We start from the raw sequence: 19174 nt of genomic DNA, 5'->3' as shown, positions 1-19174 counted from the left end.
ATTAAATCTTCTTCACAAATTCTGATTTAAGTTTCATAGCGCCAAAACCATCAATTTTACAGTCGATGTTGTGGTCACCTTCAACAATACGGATATTTTTCACACGAGTTCCTTGTTTGAGATCTTTTGGAGCCCCTTTGACTTTAAGGTCCTTAATCAAAGTGACTGTATCTCCATCAGCAAGTTTATTTCCATTTGCATCGATGGCAACAAGACCTTCTTCAGCTTCTGCTTGCTCAGCAGGATTCCACTCATAAGCACATTCTGGGCAAACGAGAAGTGTGCCATCTTCATATACGTATTCTGAATTACATTTTGGGCAATTTGGTAATTGACTCATGTTATCTCCTTAAAAATTTATGATTATTTGAATGTCAAATTTTCTTTAACAGCAACTATTATACCTTAAAACAGACTATTTGACAAATCATGATAAAAAACGACAAACCGAAATTCAGTTCATCGTTTTTATAGTTCTTATAAATGTTTTTGTGCTTCTGATTTAATTTTTTCAACAACTTCTAAAATAGAGAGTCCAGTCGTATCCAAATAGATTGCATCCTCGGCTTGCTTGAGAGGTGAAGTTTCACGATGACTATCTTTATAATCACGCGCAGCAATCTCTTCCTTCAAAGTTTCCAAATTCGTTTCGATACCCTTTGAAAGGTTTTCCTTGTAACGGCGTTCCGCACGCTCATCTACAGATGCTACTAGAAAAATCTTCAATTCAGCTTGAGGCAAGACTACTGTTCCAATATCGCGGCCATCCATAACGATACCACCTTGTTGGGCAATTTCTTGCTGAAGGGCTACCAATTTTTCACGAACAGCTAGAATTGCCGCAAAAGCAGAAACAGCGTTGGTTACTTCATTTTCTCGGATCGGATTTGTCACATCAACATCTCCAACAAAAACAAGCTGGTCTCCATTTTCAGCGCGACCAAAACTAATTGGATATTGTTCCAATAATTCAAGAAGTTGAGATGGCTCATCTGGACTAATTTGGTTTTTCAATGCAATGTAAGTCGCAGCACGATACATAGCACCCGTATCCAGATAAGTATAACCAAAGTCCTTAGCAATAATCTTAGCTACTGTACTCTTACCACTAGAAGCTGGTCCATCAATAGCAATCTGAATTGTTTTCATCGTTACTCCTATCTTGTCTTAAGGACATCACCAGGATTTGCAAACCAAGTCCCAGTAGACATATGACCAGGATTCAAAGCTTCAAGTTGAGCAATAGAAATCCCTGCTCGAGCTGCAATCGCTGCTTCCCCTTCTCCTGGCAAAACTGTAATAGTTCCTTCAGAATCAGTATGCGCCTCTGTATGTTCTTGTTGAGTTGTCTCTGCTTCTGTTGACTGAGCAGTAGTAGCCACTGTTGTAACTTCTTCTACTTTTGGAGCTGAAGAATCATAAAAATCTTTCAATGTCGAAGTGCGGTCACTTCCACCAGATGACAAGTAAACTAGTACGACTATCATCCCAACAACAATCACAAAGAAAATAATTGCTAAAACAGTTAAAATATGATTAGCCAAGATACCTGAATCATATTGATTACGATGGCGACGTTCTGTTCTTGTTTCTTCTTCCTGGTTTTCATAAATATCTTCTTGCCACGGTTCCTTTTCCATACCTTACTCCTTGAGTTTTTTTTAATTTCTTATTACAATGTAAATATGAAAATTATGCTTATACCTGAACGCTGCATTGCCTGTGGGCTTTGCCAAACTTATTCGGATTTATTTGATTACCATGATAATGGCATCGTCCGTTTTTTCGATGATTCTGAGCAATTAGAGAGAGAAATCACTTGCAGCGACGATGTTTTAGAAGCCGTTAAAAATTGCCCTACCCGCGCTCTGATCAAAGATGAATCTTAAATTTTGGTGGAGCATAGACCTCTATTTTCCACTCCCTCTAGTTTAGCATATTTTTATAGAAATTTATAGTCTTTTTACAGACTTATTTTATTCTATTTTAATTGTTCGTTAAACATTTTTATAACTGATGGATTTTTAGTTGCTATTTTCTATTGATTGTTAAAAAAGAGGAATTTCTTCCTCTTTTTTCTATAATACCTCTTTTTATTTAATCTTCAAATCCATTTGGATGCTGACTTTGCCAACGCCATGCATCCTCACACATCTCTGTAATACCAAGTTCTGCTTCCCAACCGAGCTCTGCCTTAGCTTTTGCTGGATCTGAGTAGCAAGCTGCAATATCACCTGGGCGACGTTCAACAATTCGGTAAGGAATTGGGCGACCAACAGCTTTTTCCATATTTTGGATAATTTCAAGAACAGAGTAACCTTTTCCTGTACCAAGATTATAAATATTTAGACCTGAAGCCTTTTGAAGTTTCTTAAGTGCTGCAACGTGTCCTTTCGCAAGATCAACAACGTGGATATAGTCACGTACACCTGTTCCATCTTCAGTATCGTAGTCATCCCCAAATACTTGAACTTGTTCCAACTTACCAACTGCAACTTGTGTCACATATGGCAAAAGGTTGTTTGGAATACCGTTTGGATTTTCACCTAAGTCACCACTCTTATGAGCTCCAATTGGGTTGAAATAACGAAGCAACACAACGTTCCATTCTGAATCGGCTTTATAGATATCTGTCAAGATTTCTTCAAGCATTAGCTTGGTACGACCATAAGGGTTAGTAGCTGAAAGTGGGAAATCTTCTAAGATTGGAACTGTATGAGGATCTCCATATACTGTTGCTGATGAGCTAAAGATGATATTTTTACAATTTGTCTCCTCCATGACTTTCAAGAGACTGAGAGTACCTGCAATATTGTTATCATAGTAGGTCAACGGGATACGAGTTGACTCACCAACAGCTTTCAAACCTGCAAAATGAATTACACCTGTTGGTTCTTCATGTTTGAAAATATCACGAAGTGTATCTGTATCACGAATATCAGCTTCGTAAAAAGGAATTTCTACCCCAGTGATTCTTTCGACTACTTCAAGACTTTTACGGCTACTATTGACCAAATTATCCACGACAACTACTTGGTGTCCAGCTTGGACCAGTTCGATGACAGTGTGAGTTCCGATAAAACCTGCTCCACCTGTTACCAGAATTTTTTCTTGCATTTCATTTCCTCAATTCCTGGATTATTTTTTTCATTTTACCATTTTTGATAGGAAAAGTCATTTACTTTCCTAACACTATCGTAAAATCTAAGTAAAAGATTTACTATTGTTTCTTTTTAATGTATCTTTCAGTCGGATAATCTGCTGGATTTAATACTCCACTTCTCCCTTGAACCATTTGAGCTAGATGATAACCGATAATAGGACCAGTCGTTAAACCTGAAGATCCTAAACCACTTGCTGTATAGACTCCTGATAAGTTGGGAACCTGTCCGAAAAATGGAGAGAAATCACTTGTATAAGCACGAATCCCCACACGTTCACCAGATGAAATTTCCTCAGCCATGGCTGGATAAAATGTACTCGCCGCCACAACCATTTGATCGAGCAAGGTTTCATCCACTGTCAAGTCAAAGCCCATATCATTTTCATGAGTAGCTCCTAGAGATAACTTGCCTCCAGGAAATGGTATCAAATCCCACTCACCTTCAGGCATAACTACAGGATAAGCTCCCATGTCTTGTTCCACTTGGTAATCTCGGAGTTGCCCCTTTTGAGGACGAACATCAACTTCATAGCCTAAAGGTTCCAAAATGTGACCAAGCCAAGCTCCCGTAGACAATATGACTTGATCAAAAACATGATTGTCTATTTGATAGCCTGATGATAGAGATTTTAGACTGACCTCTTTCTTTATCACCTTCACTTGACTGGCTTCAAGCAAGCGACTAACTAAAAGTTGGCCATCTACTCGAGCTCCTCCAGAAGCATAGAGCAATCTCTCAAATCCCTTTAGACCAGGGAATAGGCTGCTTGCAGCAGCTTGGTCCAAAATGGCTAATTCGCCAATTAAGGGAGATTCATCTCTACGTTGCAAGGCTAAGTCATAGAGTTCCTCGAGCTTGGAATCATCTTTTTTGAGAAGGAAGACTCCTGAGCGCTGGTAGAAATCAACCTTTTGACCAATTTTTTCTAAGTCAGCTAATAAATCTACATAAAAGTCCGCTCCTAGGCGAGCCATCTTGTACCAAGCTTTATTACGTCGTTTAGAGAACCAGGGACTAATAATTCCTGCTGCGGCCTTAGTTGCTTGGCCCTTTCCATGATCAAAAACCGTTACTTCGATATCTGCTTCTTTAGAGAGGTAGTAGGCGGCAGTTGCCCCTACAATCCCTGCTCCTACAATGGCAACTTTTTTCATTGTCTTTACCTTCTAACTAGATATGATGGAATGGATTGGTAGAAGCTTGACTTGCGACAACTTCGAGAGACCAAGCATTCTCTTTCTTCCATTCGTTCAAGAGCGCTGCGATTCTTTCGACAAAAAGCACTTCGATATAGTGTCCCGGATCCAGAGCTAACAAACCATCTGACAGCATATCTTGGGCAGTATGATAATAAATATCACCAGTGATATAAAGATCTGCTCCTTTTGCTAAAGCATCAGAATAGAAAGATTGCCCACTGCCACCACAGATAGCCACTCTTGAGATTGTTTTTTGCAAATCACTCTCATGATAATACACCATACGAAGGCTATCTAGACCAAAGACTTCCTTAACATGGTCAGCAAATTCCTTAAATGTTTGAGGTCTAATAGTTCCAATACGGCCAATCCCACGTTCAGGACCTGTTTCCTGCAAATAAGTTGTATCCTCAATACCCAAAAGTTGGCAGAACCAATCATTAAGACCATTTTCAACAATATCGATATTAGTATGGCTAACATAGACGGCAATATCGTTCTTGATGAGATTGATGTAAATTTGATTTTGAGGACGACTAGCTACCAAATCCTTGATTGGACGAAAGATAGGGGCGTGCTTAACGATAATCAAATCAACACCCTTTTCAATAGCTTCAGCGACTGTCTCTTCACGGATATCAAGAGCAACCATGACCTTTTGAATTTCCTTATCTAAGGCTCCAATTTGCAGTCCACGACTATCGCCTTCCATAGAAAATTCTTGAGGACAATAGGCTTCATAACGCTTAATCACTTCACTTGCTTTCATGGAGCACCTCCTTGATGGCTTGAATTTTATCTACTAGAACCTGACGTTCTTCTTGATTTTTTTCTGGAATTTGACTAAGGGCAAACTCAAGCTTAGCAGCTTCTTTTTTCCATTTTTGGATGAAGACTGGACTGCCTTCTTTGGACAAGAAGGGGCCAAACCGAACATCAGTAGCTGATAGCTTCATTTCGCCAGCTTCTGCAACTATGATCTCATAGAATTTCCCAGCTTCTTCTAGGATACTTTCTGCTATGATTTGAAAACCATGCTCTTGTAGCCAACTACGTAACTCGTCTTCACGATTATTCGGTTGAAGAATCAAACGCTCAACATTGGCTAGTTTACCTAATCCCTCTTCCAAAATCGTAGCAATCAAACGACCACCCATTCCAGCAATAGTGATGACAGAGACCTGGTCACTTTCTTCGAAAGCTGCTAAACCATTGGCTAAACGAACCTGAATTTTCTCAGTCAAACCATGACTTTCAACATTTGTAACTGCAGATTGATAGGGACCTTCTACAACTTCTCCTGCAATGGCACGCTTGATGTGACCTTTTTCAACCAATTCAATAGGTAGATAAGCATGATCGCTTCCTACATCTAGCAAAACGGCTCCTTGAGGTACAAAGGAAGCTACCGTTTCTAATCTCTTTGAAATCATCTTCTCTCACTTTCAAAAACTCTATTTCCCTTTATTATACCATATTTTATCTAGCAATCCTGTACCTAAAAAAGACCGCAATCAAGGATTGCAGCCTTTCTTTATCTTCTAGCTTGATAACGACTTGTCAGGATGAAAATGACAGCAAATATGACCATCATAATGCCATAGACAGGTAATGTTTGTCCTGTAAGTGTTGAAATTTCAAGCAATTTTTGAATTTTTGGAAATAGAGCTGTTCCAAGGAAGCCACCAACTGACCAAATAATCAAGAGGACACGCCACAGACTAAATGGCAAACAAGCTCTAACTACAGACATGAAACCAATCGATGCCAGTAGATAATACAGAAGTGTTGAAATTTCAATGGCTGACCAACCTTGACTTGTTCCAAAAATTTTAATAAATAGAACGCTAAAGACTACCATCAAGGCACTTGGTAAAGCACGAAGCATGGACTTTCTGAGGAAGTTTTGTTCCACAGGTTTGATATTTCGTTCAAAGGTCAATACGAACGGCGGGAAACCTTCCACAAACTGGTCAATCATGGTAATCTGAATCGGGATAAACGGGAAAATCAAAATCCATTCAGTACGACCTAACAATGCACTTGCAATACAGATGATTGCCAATAAGAATGAATAGATGGTCTTAATCAAGAAAATTGGAGCAATGTGAGCTATATTATTAACTACACGACGACCCTCAAAGAGTATCTCAGGAACATCATTAAAGTCTGAGTTCAAGAGAACCAGATTTGCAATCTGACGAGTCGCTGGATCTCCTTCAGCCATCACGATGGAACAATCTGCCTCGCGGAGAGCAAGGATATCATTGACACCATCTCCTGTCATGGCAGTAGTATGACCTGCTTTTTTCAGAGTTTGGATAATCAGTTTCTTTTGATGAGGCGAGACACGTCCAAAAATCGCTGTCTCCTCAGCCATAGCAATCAATTCCTCGTCCGTGATTTTTGAACAATCTACATAGCTATGATAATCTGCAAAACCTGCTTTTTGAGCAATACTTGAAACGGTAACTGGATTATCACCAGATATAATTTTCAACCCTACTTCCTGAGAACGTAGATAGTCTAAAGTTTCAGCAGCCCCTTCTCGGATAGGATCTAGAATCTCAAGCAGAGCCAAGGCTTGCATATCCGATGGTTTCTGCGTTTTGTGGTGGTCAAGCTTTTCTTGACTTAGAGCCAAAACTAAGACACGAGACCCTCGTTCAAGAGCTTCCCTAGCTTCAGGAACTTCAGCATCCAACAACATCTCAGGTGCACCTAAGAAAACAGTTCCGAGACCTTCCAATTCCATCGCTCCCCATTTTCGATCACTAGAAAATGGAAGACTAGAAATCATCGGATAGGCTACCTCTCCCGTAAAACGCTTTCGAATAGCTTGAGCAGTTGGATTTTTATCCTCACTGTGTGCCATATAGCTGGTTAGTATTTTTGCAATAGCATCCTTGTCATAAGCCTGGGTCAGAGGAAGAACAGTCTCAACCTGCATCTTCCCTTGAGTGATGGTACCTGTTTTATCCAAACAAAGCATATCCACGCGTGCAAGGGTTTCAACAGAATACATCTCCTGCACCAAGACCTTCTTCAAACCTAGCTTGATAACAGCGGTTAAAAGAGAGGTAATGGTCAAAAGTGCGATTCCCTTAGGTAACATCCCCAAAAGAGCTGTAGAAGAATTCACTACAGAAGATTTAAGGGGTAAACCTTTTAAGACCAAAGCTTCAAGCAAGAGGGCAATTCCAAATGGAATGATGATTTTCCCAGTAAAGCCTGCAAGTTGATCAAGTGATTTCATGATACGGGAATTGATTGGTTTAACGGTCTTAGCTTCAAGCATGAGTTTAGCAGCATAGTTGTCTGCTCCAACATGATGAACCTGTGCAAAGACAGACCCACTTGCAAGAAAGCTTCCTGACAGTATCAAGTCTTCGACTTCTTTTTGTACCAGGTCACTCTCGCCTGTTAACATGGCTTCATTGACTTCTGCAAAGCCTTCTAATACAATCGCATCACTTGGAATCTGATCCCCTGCAGACAAGCGTATCACATCATCCAAAACAAGCTCTTCAGGGTCCAAAGCGATCTCTTGTCCATCACGAATAGTCGTAATCTTTTCTTTATTCAAGAGATTGAGTTTATCAACCATATGCTTGGCACGTAATTCAGTTACAATTCCTGAAAAAGCATTAAAACAGATAACCGCAAAGAAGACCAAGTTGCTCCATGCTTGAACAAAAGCGAGCGCTAAGGCGATGGCAAAGTTTAATGCATTGAATAAAGTAAAGACATTTCGCTTTATAATCTGCCAGGTACTGGTACTAGCTGAAGCTTTGAAATCATTGACCTGTCCCTGTTTCTGACGATCTTTAACTTCTGATTGGCTTAAGCCCATAATTTTATTTTTATCCATAAATTCTATCATATCATTTTTTTTTGAATAATTCTAATTTCAAATAAAGAGCTTTTCAGCCTTTACAAAAAACATTTGCCTGTCCTACTATGATAGGGTATAATAAAAGAAAGAAAACTGAAGGAGACACCATGTTTTATACTTATCTACGTGGGCTAGTTATGTTGATTTTATGGTCGATCAATGGAAATGCTCACTTTCACAATACTGAAAAAATTCCAAGTTTAGATGAGAACTATATCCTTGTTGCCCCACACCGTACTTGGTGGGATCCAGTCTACATGGCTTTTGCAACAAAACCGAAACAATTTGTCTTTATGGCCAAAAAAGAACTCTTTTCAAATCGTATCTTTGGTTGGTGGATTCGCATGTGTGGCGCCTTCCCGATTGACCGAGAAAATCCAAATTCTTCTGCCATCAAGTATCCAATCAATGTTCTTAAAAAAAGTAATCGTTCACTAATTATGTTTCCAAGCGGTAGTCGTCATTCCAATGATGTTAAGGGTGGTGTAGCTCTCATTGCAAAGATGGCCAAGGTTCGCATCATGCCTGTTACCTATACTGGTCCTATGACTCTAAAAGGGCTTGTCAGCCGTGAACGTATTGATATGAACTTCGGAAATCCGATTGATATCTCTGATATTAAAAAGATGAATGATGAAGGAATTGAGATGGTTGCAGACCGTATCCAATCTGAATTTCAACGTTTAGATGAAGAAACAAAACAATGGCACAATAACAAAAAACCAAATCCACTCTGGTGGTTCATCCGTATCCCTGCCTTGATTCTCGCAATTGTTATCGGAATTCTGACAATTCTCTTTACCTTTGTAGCAAGTTTTGTTTGGGACCCAGACAAAAAGAGAAAACAACTACAATAATCCAATCTTCACAAGCCTAAGTTGATTACTTGGGCTTTTTTCAATGAGTTAAGATACTCTTCAACATATTGACAAAAGCCTAAATCTATAGTATACTTTCTTGGTAAGCTGATTTAGCTCAGTAGGCAGAGCGCATCCATGGTAAGGATGAGGTCGCCGGTTCGATCCCGGCAATTAGCATCATTTATCAGTTCCTTTTTTAGGAACTGTTTTTTCTTGACAAAGTATTGCCCCTATAGTAAAATAAAATCTGCGATGAGTCGATATGTAGCGAGAGCTACAATTGCGCAAAGGAGGTCGTTAACGCAGGAGCGGACCTTGAGAAATTGTGTGAACCGGTTTCTCACATGGAGATGCCTCTCATGCTTTCTGGTTTTCCAGAAAGCTTTTTTTTAAATCTTTTATAGTTCAGATAGAAAAAAAAGCCTATCACCCAAGCGCGAACGCTTGATGTGATAGGTTTTTATTTTTTGATTAACGTACAGTACGGATACGCATAGTGTTTGTACGAACTGCTTCACCAAGTGGCACACCTGCTACGATAACGATATCGTCACCAGATTGTACAAGACCTGCTTCAACTGCTTTACGTTCAGCAATTTCAAACATGTCATCAGTTGATGATGGAGTTTCTGTCAACATTGGGATAACACCCCAGTTCAACATCAATCCACGTTCTGTCAATTCGTCAAATGTCAATGCCAAGATATCAGCATTTGGACGGTATTTAGAAATCAAACGTGCTGTGTGACCAGTCTTAGTAAGAGTTACAACCAATTTGATGTCCATTGAGTTTGTAGCATCTTTAACTGCTGAAGCCATAACTTCTGTCTTAGAGTTACGTTCAAATGAATCTGAGTTCAAACGTCCGTATTCGTTAAGAAGAGTTTGAGCGTTCTTGTCGATTGTAGCCATTGTACGAACAGACTCAAGTGGGTATTTACCATTTGCAGACTCACCTGAAAGCATAGTAGCGTCAGTTCCGTCGATAACAGCGTTAAATACGTCTGATACTTCTGAACGAGTCGCACGTGGTTTTTCAGTCATTGTTTCAAGCATGTTTGTTGCAGTGATAACAACTTTACCAGCAGCGTTCACTTTAGTGATGATCATTTTTTGGTAAACTGGAACCATTTCAAATGGTACTTCGATACCCATGTCACCACGAGCGATCATGATACCGTCAGCAGCTTCAATGATTTCGTCCAAGTTATCGATACCTTGTTGGTTTTCGATCTTAGCGAACAATTGAACGTGACCGTTACCAGTTTCTTCACAGATAGCACGAACTTCGTTCACGTCTTTTGCAGTACGTACGAATGAAATCGCGATGAAGTTGATACCTTGTTCAAGACCGAAGCGGATATCAGCGTTATCACGTTCAGCAAGAGCTGGGAAAGGAATTTTTGTGTTAGGGATGTTTACACCTTTTTGTTTAGCGATCACACCGTCGTTTTCAACTTCAACTACAAATTCACGAGTTGCATCGTCTTTTTCTACAACACGAAGACCAAGTTTACCATCGTCAACCAATACTTGGCGACCAACTTCAACGTCATCATAGATGTCAAGAGCTCCAGCAACGTTCAAAGCAATCACTTCACGAGTTGATTTGATTCCTTGTTTAGTTGCAACACGGATTTTTTCACCAGTTTTGTATGAATACTCTTTTGCATCGCCTTCGAACAATTCTGTACGGATTTCTGGTCCTTTAGTATCAAGAAGGAAACCAACTTTTTTACCTGCAAGTTTTTCTGCGAGTTTAACAGTTGCCATACGGTCACCTTGTTCTTGGTGGTCACCGTGTGAGAAGTTGAAACGGAAAGTGTTAGCTCCTGCTTCAATCAATTGAGCAATGTTTTTAGCTGAAGCTTCAACGTCAAGTTTTTCACCCCAGTATCCGTCATCACCGAATTTTTTACCACCACGGATTTCTACCGCAGGACCCAAAGTTGCAACGATTTTTACACGTTTGTTCATGATTTTTGTGACTCCTTTATATAATTCGACCTTTTATGGTCATTTTACCAGATTTATGAAAATTGATTATGACAAGCTCTTGTTCAAGTCAGAAAGTTCAATATCAGCTTTGTGAGGGTTATTGACAACGATCTTACCATCAGCTGTTAAGCTAAACAAAGCTCCTTCTTCTGCTGTTCCTAGAATTTGATTTTCAACCATTTTCTCGTTACGAATACCGACAGCGACACCACCGATTCCTTGTTTAAGGAGTTTAACAGCGTGTGCACCCATACGTGACGCCAATACACGGTCACGAGCAGTTGGTGAACCACCACGTTGGATGTGACCAAGTTCTGTTACACGAAGGTCACTTGTATCTCCAGCTTCTTTTAGTTTTTGACCAAATTCAGCCGCTGACATAACACCTTCTGCCAAAACGATAATGTTGTGTTTTTTACCGTGCTCATAACCAGCTTTGATACTTGCTACGATATCTTCAAATTTGAAACCTTCTTCAGGGATGATGATTTCGTCAGCACCAGTCGCGATACCTGCCCAAAGAGCAATATCTCCAGCGTTACGTCCCATTACTTCAACTACGAAAGTACGACGGTGACTTGATGATGTATCACGAATCTTATCGATCGCGTCCATTGCAGTCATAACTGCAGTATCAAATCCGATTGTAAAGTCAGTACCTACGATATCGTTATCGATTGTACCTGGAAGTCCAATAGCAGGGAATCCATGCTCAGTCAAGCGCATAGCTCCATGATAAGAACCATCACCACCGATAACTACGACACCTTCGATACCATGTTTTTTCAACTGCTCAATCCCTTTTAGTTGACCTTCAAGTTGTGCAAACTCAGGGTAACGAGCAGAGTGAAGGAAAGTACCACCACGTGAAATGATGTCTCCCACTGAAGCAGCATCAAGTGGATAAATCTCACCAGCAACCATACCAGCGTATCCATCATAGATACCGAAAACTTCCATTCCTTCTGAGATTGCTTGACGAACAACAGCGCGGATGGCAGCATTCATACCAGGGGCGTCTCCACCACTAGTCAATACAGCAATACGTTTCATTTGGTTTTGCTCCTTTTTCTTTTAACATTCTAACTGATTATACCATATTTAAAGTTAAAATTCTTTTATTTTCATTGATTTTTAACGATAAATCGTTTTCATTGTCATTTGACTTAAAGATTCTTGTAAGCTTGCGTCTTTTGCTACAAAATAACCTGGTAAAAGGACATTTTTTTGTTCATCCTCATAGCGAATAACGACAGGAATTTGTCCCTTGTATTGCTTTAAAATATGATAAATTTCAGAATCATGGTTATGATTAGCAACTTGAATCCAAAAACGTTCACTCACTGCTTCTTTTAGATTATTTAACACTAATTGAAGACGACCATCTCTTGCCTGTACTTTTCCATTTAGGTAGTAAAATCTTCCTTCATGTAAGAGATTTTTAAATTGGCGATACTGATCAGAAAAAACAGTAACTTCCAAATTTGTCTTACTATCACTTACTTTCAAAAAGGCCATATTTTCACCTTTTTTAGTTCGAATCACTCGGATAGATTGAACCTCAACAAGCACTGTAGCTGTCTGTCCTTCAGAAAGTTCAGCCAAACTCACAATTGGATACAAGGGATTCTTTGCTAAGACCAACAATGGATGTTGACTAACTCCAACTCCTAACCATTCTTGTTCTTTTTTGAATTTTTCAATATTAGAGAAATCCTCTGTCTCTGTCCAGCTATAGCTAGAATCAGCAAAGAGGCTACCTAACTCTTCTACAAAAATAAATAGAGTTGGTAGATTTGCTAAAATCTTTTGCCGATTTTTATCAAATCCATCAAAGAGGCCAACTTCTACTAAAGGAGTTAGGAGGCTTAGTTTCTGATAATTTTTGGGGAGTCGTGTGACAAAATCTTCGACACTGCTAAAAGGACGATTCTCGATTATCCAATAAGCAAAGTCACGAGGCGTTCCCTTAATGCTTTTAAGCCCCAAATACACCGTCTTATCTGTCAGTTTATCCTGATATGGAATTGTATTGATTGAAAGAGGAACCAGTTCAAAGCCCAGTTCAAGCGCATCGAGAATATAATCTCCACTCGCATAATTGAGCATGACCTGATAAAAGATAGCAGGGTAATGTGTTTTAAAGTAGGCAAGCTGAAAAGCTAAAGCTGCATATGCATAAGCATGCGAACGGTTAAAACCGTAACCAGCAAATTTTTCCATGACAGCAAAAACTTCTTGAGCCTGTTCTTTGCTATGCCCATTTTCAAGTGCACCTTGGATAAAACTCTCCTCCATTCGATGCATCTCGGTAGCATTCTTTTTTCCCATAGCACGACGCAAGATATCGGCTTTTCCAAGACTGAAACCTGCATAGCGTTGAGCTACTTGCATCACCTGTTCTTGGTAAAGCATGATGCCATAGGTCGGAGCTAAAATATCTTCTAGTATAGGATCAAGTACTGTAACTTTTTCTTTGCCATGTTTTCTGGCCACAAAGTTATCGATATAGTCACTTGCACCTGGCCTGTTGAGGGAAGTCGTTGCCACTACTTCTTCAAAGTTTTCTGGTTTCACGCGCTTCAATAAGCGAATGGCACCAGGTTGTTCAAACTGAAAGATCCCCTTGGTCTTCCCAGCTGCAAAGAGGGCTAAAGTTTCTTTATCCTCAAGGTTTATGTCCTCTATTCTTAGTGGAACTCCTTGAGTTTCATATAAGAGCTCCTGCATTTTTTGAGCGAAGGTTAGGTTTCGAAGACCCAAGAAGTCCATCTTGAGCAAACCATTTCCTTCAACTCCATGGGCATCATACTGGGTAATCAGCATATCCTCTCCATACTTGAGCGGAATATAATCTGTTAGATTTTTATCACTGATAACGACACCAGCTGCATGGATAGAAGTTTGTCGAGGATAGCCTTCTATCTTCTTAGCAATTTCAAAAGCCTTTTGGTACTCCATCTTACTCTGAATAAGTTGTCTAAAACCTAGATTGCCTTCATAAGCTGTAGTAAGAGTATCTTTAGATCCTATTTTTTTCGTAATGGCCGTCAATTCGTACTCAGGGACACCATACCGTTTAAAAATATCTCGGATGGCCTGCTTAGCACCAAAGGTCGAGTAAGTGACAATCTGCGCAGCGTGGATACTACCATAACGGTCACGAACATAACGAATAAATTCAGGGCGATAGATATCAGGGATATCAATATCGATATCTGGCATGGTGTAACGTTCACGATTCAAGAAACGCTCAAAGATGAGATTCTTAGCTACAGGATCAATCCCTGTAATATCTAAAGCGTAAGCTACTAAACTTCCTACCGCAGAACCACGTCCCATTCCCATGTAATATCCCTGAGACCGACCAAAACGCAATAGGTCCCAGACAACTAAAAAATAGTCATCGAATCCCATATCATGAATCACAGATAGCTCTTCTTCTAAACGATTCTGATAGACAAAATCTAGCAAGCCTTTTTGCTCCAAGCCCTTAACAGCTCTCTCCCTTAATTCCTCAACAGCTGGTCTCTCCGGATTAAAACGAGGAAGCTTGAGACTACTATCAATCTCGTAGGAAGTCCCCTTGGTCAATCTTGCTAAGTTTTCGAGTGCTTGTGGAAACTTCTCTTGAAAAACCTGTTCTAAACGGTCAGTAGGCAAAAACAAGCCCTGTTGAGATTGAACATCAACCTCCCTCAAGGTCACGTTTTCCTTAATCGCTTTAAGCATCTGTAGGGCTTCCAAATCCTCAGGTTCGAAAGAATTAACACGATAAAGCGGGAGGATGGGGTGAGAAAAATTCGATTGAGGTGTATCTGGATAAACCCCGATATAGTAGTCATATCCCAAATCTAAGCCAACAATCTCAGGATAATAGGGAACAATGACACAGATATCCTCCAGGTAAGGAGAAAAGTCAGTCCAATCTTTTTTACCTGTCATCTTTAGAGACGACAGCTTCATCAGGTTTCGATAGCCACGATTTGACAGGGCTAGAAAACGTAGATTGATCCATTCATCTTGATGATGAACAGTCATCTCAAGACCTAATAAAGGCTGAATCTCCTGTTTCTGGCATTCTTTGATAAAATAATAGGCTCCATAGAGATTGTCTTCATCCATGATTCCAAGTGATGAATAACCATATTCCTTCCCTTGACTGACATATCTCTTAATCGAAACCATGCTCTCCATGAAACTATAGACAGTTTTGGTATCCAGTTGGGCAATCATTCTTTCTCACCTCCCTTATTCTTTCTCTATTATACCATTTAAAAAATAGAAAAACAGATACTTTTGTTCTTATCAAACTAAAAAACCACAGCCTTAAATGCTATGGTTTTATGATATGAAATAAGTTCGAAGAAGAGTTGCGCCTAGCTTTTTTAATTTAATTACTTGTATCTTTCGTTAAAAATATACCGATTAAAACTAGAACTAGGGAGAGAAAAGGAAAAATCCCAAAAATCTGCCAATCCGTGGCGAATGCAAAGAGTCCTGAAAGCAAATAAAATACTGCACTCGCATACAAAAAATTTCTATTTACTTTCTTGATTCCTATCTGTGTTAAGACAGTTGCTATAGCGTAAGGAATTAAATTAGGACCTAGAAAAAGCAAGAATACAATTCCCCATTTACCAGCAGATAAAGCAAAATGTATAAATAGAAAAATATAGGTAAGTGCCAAATAAAATGAGATAGATAGAAGAATCGAGGGTTTCTTGACTGCTTTTGGACCATTTTGCATATCTTCCACCGAATTATTTTCTACAATTAGTTTATCTTCTTCTTTGTTTAGCTCTACATTTGGTTTTTGGTCTGACATCTTTTTCTCCCACTAATTTGTTAAGTTATTTTTATTATATCCCAATTTGTCACATTAAGCTAGATAGAAAAAAGCCATCTATATTAGTCTCAGATAAACGCTCACATTTGTCTGAAAGAAACTAACATAAATGACCTACACTACTCCGTATCAAGTTTTTCTGAGTCAGATGAAATTGTCTAACTCAATTTGACAAATGAGGAGTTTTTATTATTTTTCACGAATCACTTCTATCTTGTATCCATCTGGATCTTTGATGAAGTAATAATTTGGTTGAGTTCCTGGAAGTCCTTTAGGTTCTGTTACTTCATAACCTTTTTCACTATGTTCTTTATGAAGACCCTCAAGGTCAGGTGTGCTTAAGGCGATGTGAGCAAAGCCGTCACCCACAACATAAGGTCCATGATCATAGTTGTAAGTCAACTCCAATTCATAGTCGTCACCATCAAGACCTAGATAAACAATAGTAAAAGCATAGTCTGGAAAATCCTTACGACGCAATTCCTTAAATCCAAAAGCATCTTGATAAAAAGCAATTGATTTTTCGAGATTTTCTACTCGCAAGCAAGTGTGTAACATTTTTGAAGCCATATCATTACCTCTTTCGTTTTATTAGTACTATTATACCTTTAATTAGGAAAAGTTACTAGGAACTTGAACGGATAATTCTTTGCTCTTTGCTTCAATGCTATCCAAGTTCTTCACGATTTTCCTTACGAATATTTCGTATAAGTAATAGTAACATAAGGACAAAGAGCACTTCTAGGAAGTAGAAAGCAAACTCATTGTTCATAATTAGAAGGTCCTTTTCAAAAAAGACTTTGCTAAAATCTGGTATAGGTGTGAATAAGATTCTAAATAAACGTCTTAGGAAAATAAATATCTGCAATCCATAAATCATAAATATATTCTTAACACTAGCTACTAAACGCTGATCCTTTGTAAAATAAGACAAGGCGATTCCATTTAATAAGAGGAAGAACGTTAAGCTCAGAGTTTCATTCCTTAGAATAACTGGATTAAAGAGGTTTATACGACTGTGAGTAAATGGTAATAATTGAAAGAATAAAATACCCATTATTGTCGGAAAGATAATTTCCTTCAGCGAGGGGGGAAATCCTATTTTAAATCTTGTAAAGTATAGAATACCAATAACTAACATCACAATAAAAATGTAAGATATCACAACATCTGAAATCTTTTCACTTCGGTTTGCCAAAGCAACTAGAAAGCCAGCTGATAGAAACAGTCCAAGTGGAACTAACTTGTTTAAAGAAACAGTCACTCTCAAACCGTGACGTACATGGAAACCATCAATAAAAGAAAAAATGCTTATAAATAATAGACAAGAGATGAGTCCAAGCGGAACAACTGGAACAAAAGAAAGCAGTATTACTGCTAAAACCCAAAGATTTCTATTGTAATAAAATTTTATTTTTTCCCCTCGGGCATTGAGTCCTTCTTTGATTGGTTGGTCTAGTCTCCTATACATGTAGTAATTGTAAAGAGAAACCATTCCTATATAAAGCCATCTATTTAAACCAGGTTCATCATAGATGCTTAGAAGCAAACTTATAATGGTTAAAGTCGCAAAGATAAAAGCTAAGAGCCTATTCTTAAACACCTCTCTTTTTATCCAGCTAAGATAGGATACTTTAGAACTTGGATGACAGAGTTGATAAGCATAGCTGGTCATTTCTTCTAATTTCTGGTCTGTCTCCTCTGTCATCAAATGTGGAGCGTTATTAGAGGTATGAAATTGACTCAAGATAAACTTCAACACTTCTCCGTCTGTAAAACGGTGATACTCCTTATAAATTTGTTCAAAAAAGATAGGATAAATACGAGGTTTCTCTTTATAGACTTGTTTCCAAAGCATCAAATCATTCATGTGTTTATCATCTTTTAACAAGCTGTCGATATAGAGATAACCTTCGTAATACCAGTAATCAAATTTCTCTTTTTTATTAAACTCATATTTCTTGATAGCCCAAGGATAGGAATGCACATCTTTCCAGAAAGTCAATTTCTTCAGATAAGGATTTTCTTCATCATTGATACGATTCTTCACAAATTCAAAAACAAGATCTAGGACCTTTTGATTTGTAAATGGATAAACATCGATTTCCTCTAATAATTGAAGCAAGAGAGATTTATCCTGAGTTGTTTCAAGGAGGTAATTCCAAGCGTCTACCAGTCTATCATCGTCTTGATATGGACTGTAGACCAAGAGATATAATGCCTCCTCAACATCTGAAGGATTTAGCAAATTGTAACGATGAATATCAACTGGTTCAGTTGTTTCTACTTTTAATTCCTCCAAGTAAGCCACAAGCTCGTCATAGGCTTTCTGGTCCTCTTCACCCACTTCTGGTTTAATCTTCTCCAAGATATAAGCCAAAACTGGAATGCTAGTAATCATTTGTTTACTGCTATTCAATAGAAAAAGAACCGTACTAGGAGAAAAAGATTGTTTGAAAAACCTGATCCAAACTCGAATTTGATTGGCTTTTTGAAAATCCTTAAGGATAGCTTGGCATAAACAATAAGAAGCATACAATTTCGAAATTTCTTTTTTTGCCTCTTCAGGAGACTCTCCATTTTTGTAGGCAGTAGCTCTTTTAACCTTCCAATGCTTTAGTTTATAGTAGTATCCCCAGTACTTATAGTCAGGAATATAGTCTTCCAGCAAGGGAATGATGATAGAGAATTGCTCAGGTTTGTTAAAAATATAAACATCCATTTCCTCTAAAACAGACTGAACAGTGCTCATATCATATCGATATTGACTAAAAAACTGTTGCCACAGATGTTCTTGTTCTTCTACGGTATAGTCAGGGTTCCCTACAATACTTTCAATCGCATTGCGAATCATATACTCTGATTTTAGATAATCACTAAAATCTAAGACATGACTAGAAGCATTCGACTCGTAAGCAGTTAACTCTTCACTTAAAGTTTCAAAATTAAGAGGAGAAGCAACTATTTTTTCTTCTTGATTACTGAAATGCTGATAGGAACTAGCTCCACTTCCAACAGTTTCTTGTCTCGTACTATTAGACCGTGCTTCTCTCAAAGCAGACTGGTAGGCTTCTACAATTTGTTGATAGATTTCTGGTTGGTCCTCAGGATGGTAAAGTTTCACTAACTCAGAATATCGTTTTCGAATAGCCTTAACATCATGAGTTGGCTCAATCCCTAAGATTTCCCATTTGTCCATACAATCCCCT

Annotated in this window: 16 protein-coding genes and 1 tRNA gene; 3 read left to right on the top strand and 14 right to left on the bottom strand. The window is 38.7% G+C overall.

Translation table 11 applies throughout. The annotated features are described in order from the left end of the window. Position 1: 1 nt before the first annotated feature. The 3 genes from ACTO1Y_RS00935 to ACTO1Y_RS00925 all read right to left on the bottom strand — a co-directional run bounded on the left by ACTO1Y_RS00935 (position 2) and on the right by ACTO1Y_RS00925 (position 1640). Positions 2-340 carry a zinc ribbon domain-containing protein YjdM gene (locus ACTO1Y_RS00935; RefSeq protein WP_441348019.1) on the bottom strand — a complete coding sequence of 113 codons (339 nt, stop codon included), beginning with the start codon at positions 338-340 and terminating at the stop codon, positions 2-4. A gap of 137 nt (positions 341-477) precedes the next feature. Beyond that, positions 478-1149 (bottom strand): (d)CMP kinase, encoded by a 672-nt coding sequence (cmk, locus tag ACTO1Y_RS00930; RefSeq protein WP_441348018.1) that lies wholly within the window; start codon positions 1147-1149, stop codon positions 478-480. 8 nt (positions 1150-1157) lie between these two features. Continuing rightward, positions 1158-1640 carry an SAG1386/EF1546 family surface-associated protein gene (locus ACTO1Y_RS00925; protein WP_006149846.1) on the bottom strand — a complete coding sequence of 161 codons (483 nt, stop codon included), beginning with the start codon at positions 1638-1640 and terminating at the stop codon, positions 1158-1160. A 45-nt stretch (positions 1641-1685) separates the two neighbouring features. Between ACTO1Y_RS00925 and ACTO1Y_RS00920 the strand changes: the two genes are divergently transcribed. Beyond that, positions 1686-1889: a ferredoxin gene (locus ACTO1Y_RS00920; RefSeq protein ID WP_441348017.1), complete on the top strand. Its 204-nt coding sequence runs from the start codon at positions 1686-1688 to the stop codon at positions 1887-1889. A 208-nt stretch (positions 1890-2097) separates the two neighbouring features. Here ACTO1Y_RS00920 and galE read toward each other — a convergent pair whose 3' ends face one another. From galE to ACTO1Y_RS00895, 5 genes are all read right to left on the bottom strand, one after another. Further along, positions 2098-3117: a UDP-glucose 4-epimerase GalE gene (galE, locus tag ACTO1Y_RS00915; protein WP_441348016.1), complete on the bottom strand. Its 1020-nt coding sequence runs from the start codon at positions 3115-3117 to the stop codon at positions 2098-2100. Positions 3118-3220: 103 nt separating this feature from the next. Beyond that, entirely contained in the window at positions 3221-4318 is a 1098-nt protein-coding gene (locus ACTO1Y_RS00910; RefSeq protein WP_441348015.1) for an NAD(P)/FAD-dependent oxidoreductase, read from the bottom strand. A 16-nt stretch (positions 4319-4334) separates the two neighbouring features. Continuing rightward, on the bottom strand, positions 4335-5132 hold the full coding sequence (locus ACTO1Y_RS00905) for a Nif3-like dinuclear metal center hexameric protein (RefSeq protein WP_441348014.1): 798 nt from the start codon (positions 5130-5132) through the stop codon (positions 4335-4337). Then, positions 5119-5796, bottom strand: coding sequence for a tRNA (adenine(22)-N(1))-methyltransferase (locus ACTO1Y_RS00900; RefSeq protein ID WP_441348013.1), 678 nt, complete (start codon positions 5794-5796; stop codon positions 5119-5121). Before ACTO1Y_RS00900 ends, ACTO1Y_RS00905 begins: the two co-directional genes overlap by 14 nt. 101 nt (positions 5797-5897) lie before the next feature. Next, positions 5898-8234, bottom strand: coding sequence for a cation-translocating P-type ATPase (locus ACTO1Y_RS00895; protein WP_441348012.1), 2337 nt, complete (start codon positions 8232-8234; stop codon positions 5898-5900). Between the two features lie 131 nt (positions 8235-8365). On the opposite strand from ACTO1Y_RS00895, the gene ACTO1Y_RS00890 reads away from it, so the two are divergent. Together ACTO1Y_RS00890 and ACTO1Y_RS00885 are read left to right on the top strand one after the other, a co-directional pair. Then, a complete protein-coding gene (locus tag ACTO1Y_RS00890; RefSeq protein WP_373113076.1) occupies positions 8366-9115 on the top strand; it encodes a lysophospholipid acyltransferase family protein in 750 nt (249 codons plus the stop codon). 107 nt (positions 9116-9222) lie between these two features. Continuing rightward, positions 9223-9295 (top strand) — tRNA-Thr (locus ACTO1Y_RS00885). Between the two features lie 294 nt (positions 9296-9589). Here the strand turns inward: ACTO1Y_RS00885 and pyk are convergent. From pyk to ACTO1Y_RS00855, 6 genes are all read right to left on the bottom strand, one after another. Further along, positions 9590-11095: a pyruvate kinase gene (pyk, locus tag ACTO1Y_RS00880; protein WP_006149824.1), complete on the bottom strand. Its 1506-nt coding sequence runs from the start codon at positions 11093-11095 to the stop codon at positions 9590-9592. 66 nt (positions 11096-11161) lie between these two features. Beyond that, on the bottom strand, positions 11162-12169 hold the full coding sequence (gene pfkA / locus ACTO1Y_RS00875; protein WP_303943771.1) for a 6-phosphofructokinase: 1008 nt from the start codon (positions 12167-12169) through the stop codon (positions 11162-11164). Positions 12170-12250: 81 nt separating this feature from the next. After that, a complete protein-coding gene (locus ACTO1Y_RS00870) occupies positions 12251-15352 on the bottom strand; it encodes a DNA polymerase III subunit alpha (RefSeq protein ID WP_441348011.1) in 3102 nt (1033 codons plus the stop codon). A 157-nt stretch (positions 15353-15509) separates the two neighbouring features. Continuing rightward, positions 15510-15944, bottom strand: coding sequence for a hypothetical protein (locus ACTO1Y_RS00865; RefSeq protein ID WP_441348010.1), 435 nt, complete (start codon positions 15942-15944; stop codon positions 15510-15512). 210 nt (positions 15945-16154) lie between these two features. Continuing rightward, a complete protein-coding gene (gene gloA / locus ACTO1Y_RS00860; protein ID WP_441348009.1) occupies positions 16155-16535 on the bottom strand; it encodes a lactoylglutathione lyase in 381 nt (126 codons plus the stop codon). 97 nt (positions 16536-16632) lie between these two features. Beyond that, positions 16633-19164, bottom strand: coding sequence for a J domain-containing protein (locus ACTO1Y_RS00855; protein ID WP_441348008.1), 2532 nt, complete (start codon positions 19162-19164; stop codon positions 16633-16635). Between the last annotated feature and the right edge of the window lie 10 nt (positions 19165-19174).

The sequence above is a fragment of the Streptococcus sp. V728 genome, from assembly GCF_052077995.1.
Lineage (GTDB): Bacteria > Bacillota > Bacilli > Lactobacillales > Streptococcaceae > Streptococcus > Streptococcus infantis_B.
The sequence above is the reverse complement of the archived record's forward strand: the minus strand, read 5'-3'. Positions and strand labels throughout refer to the sequence as shown.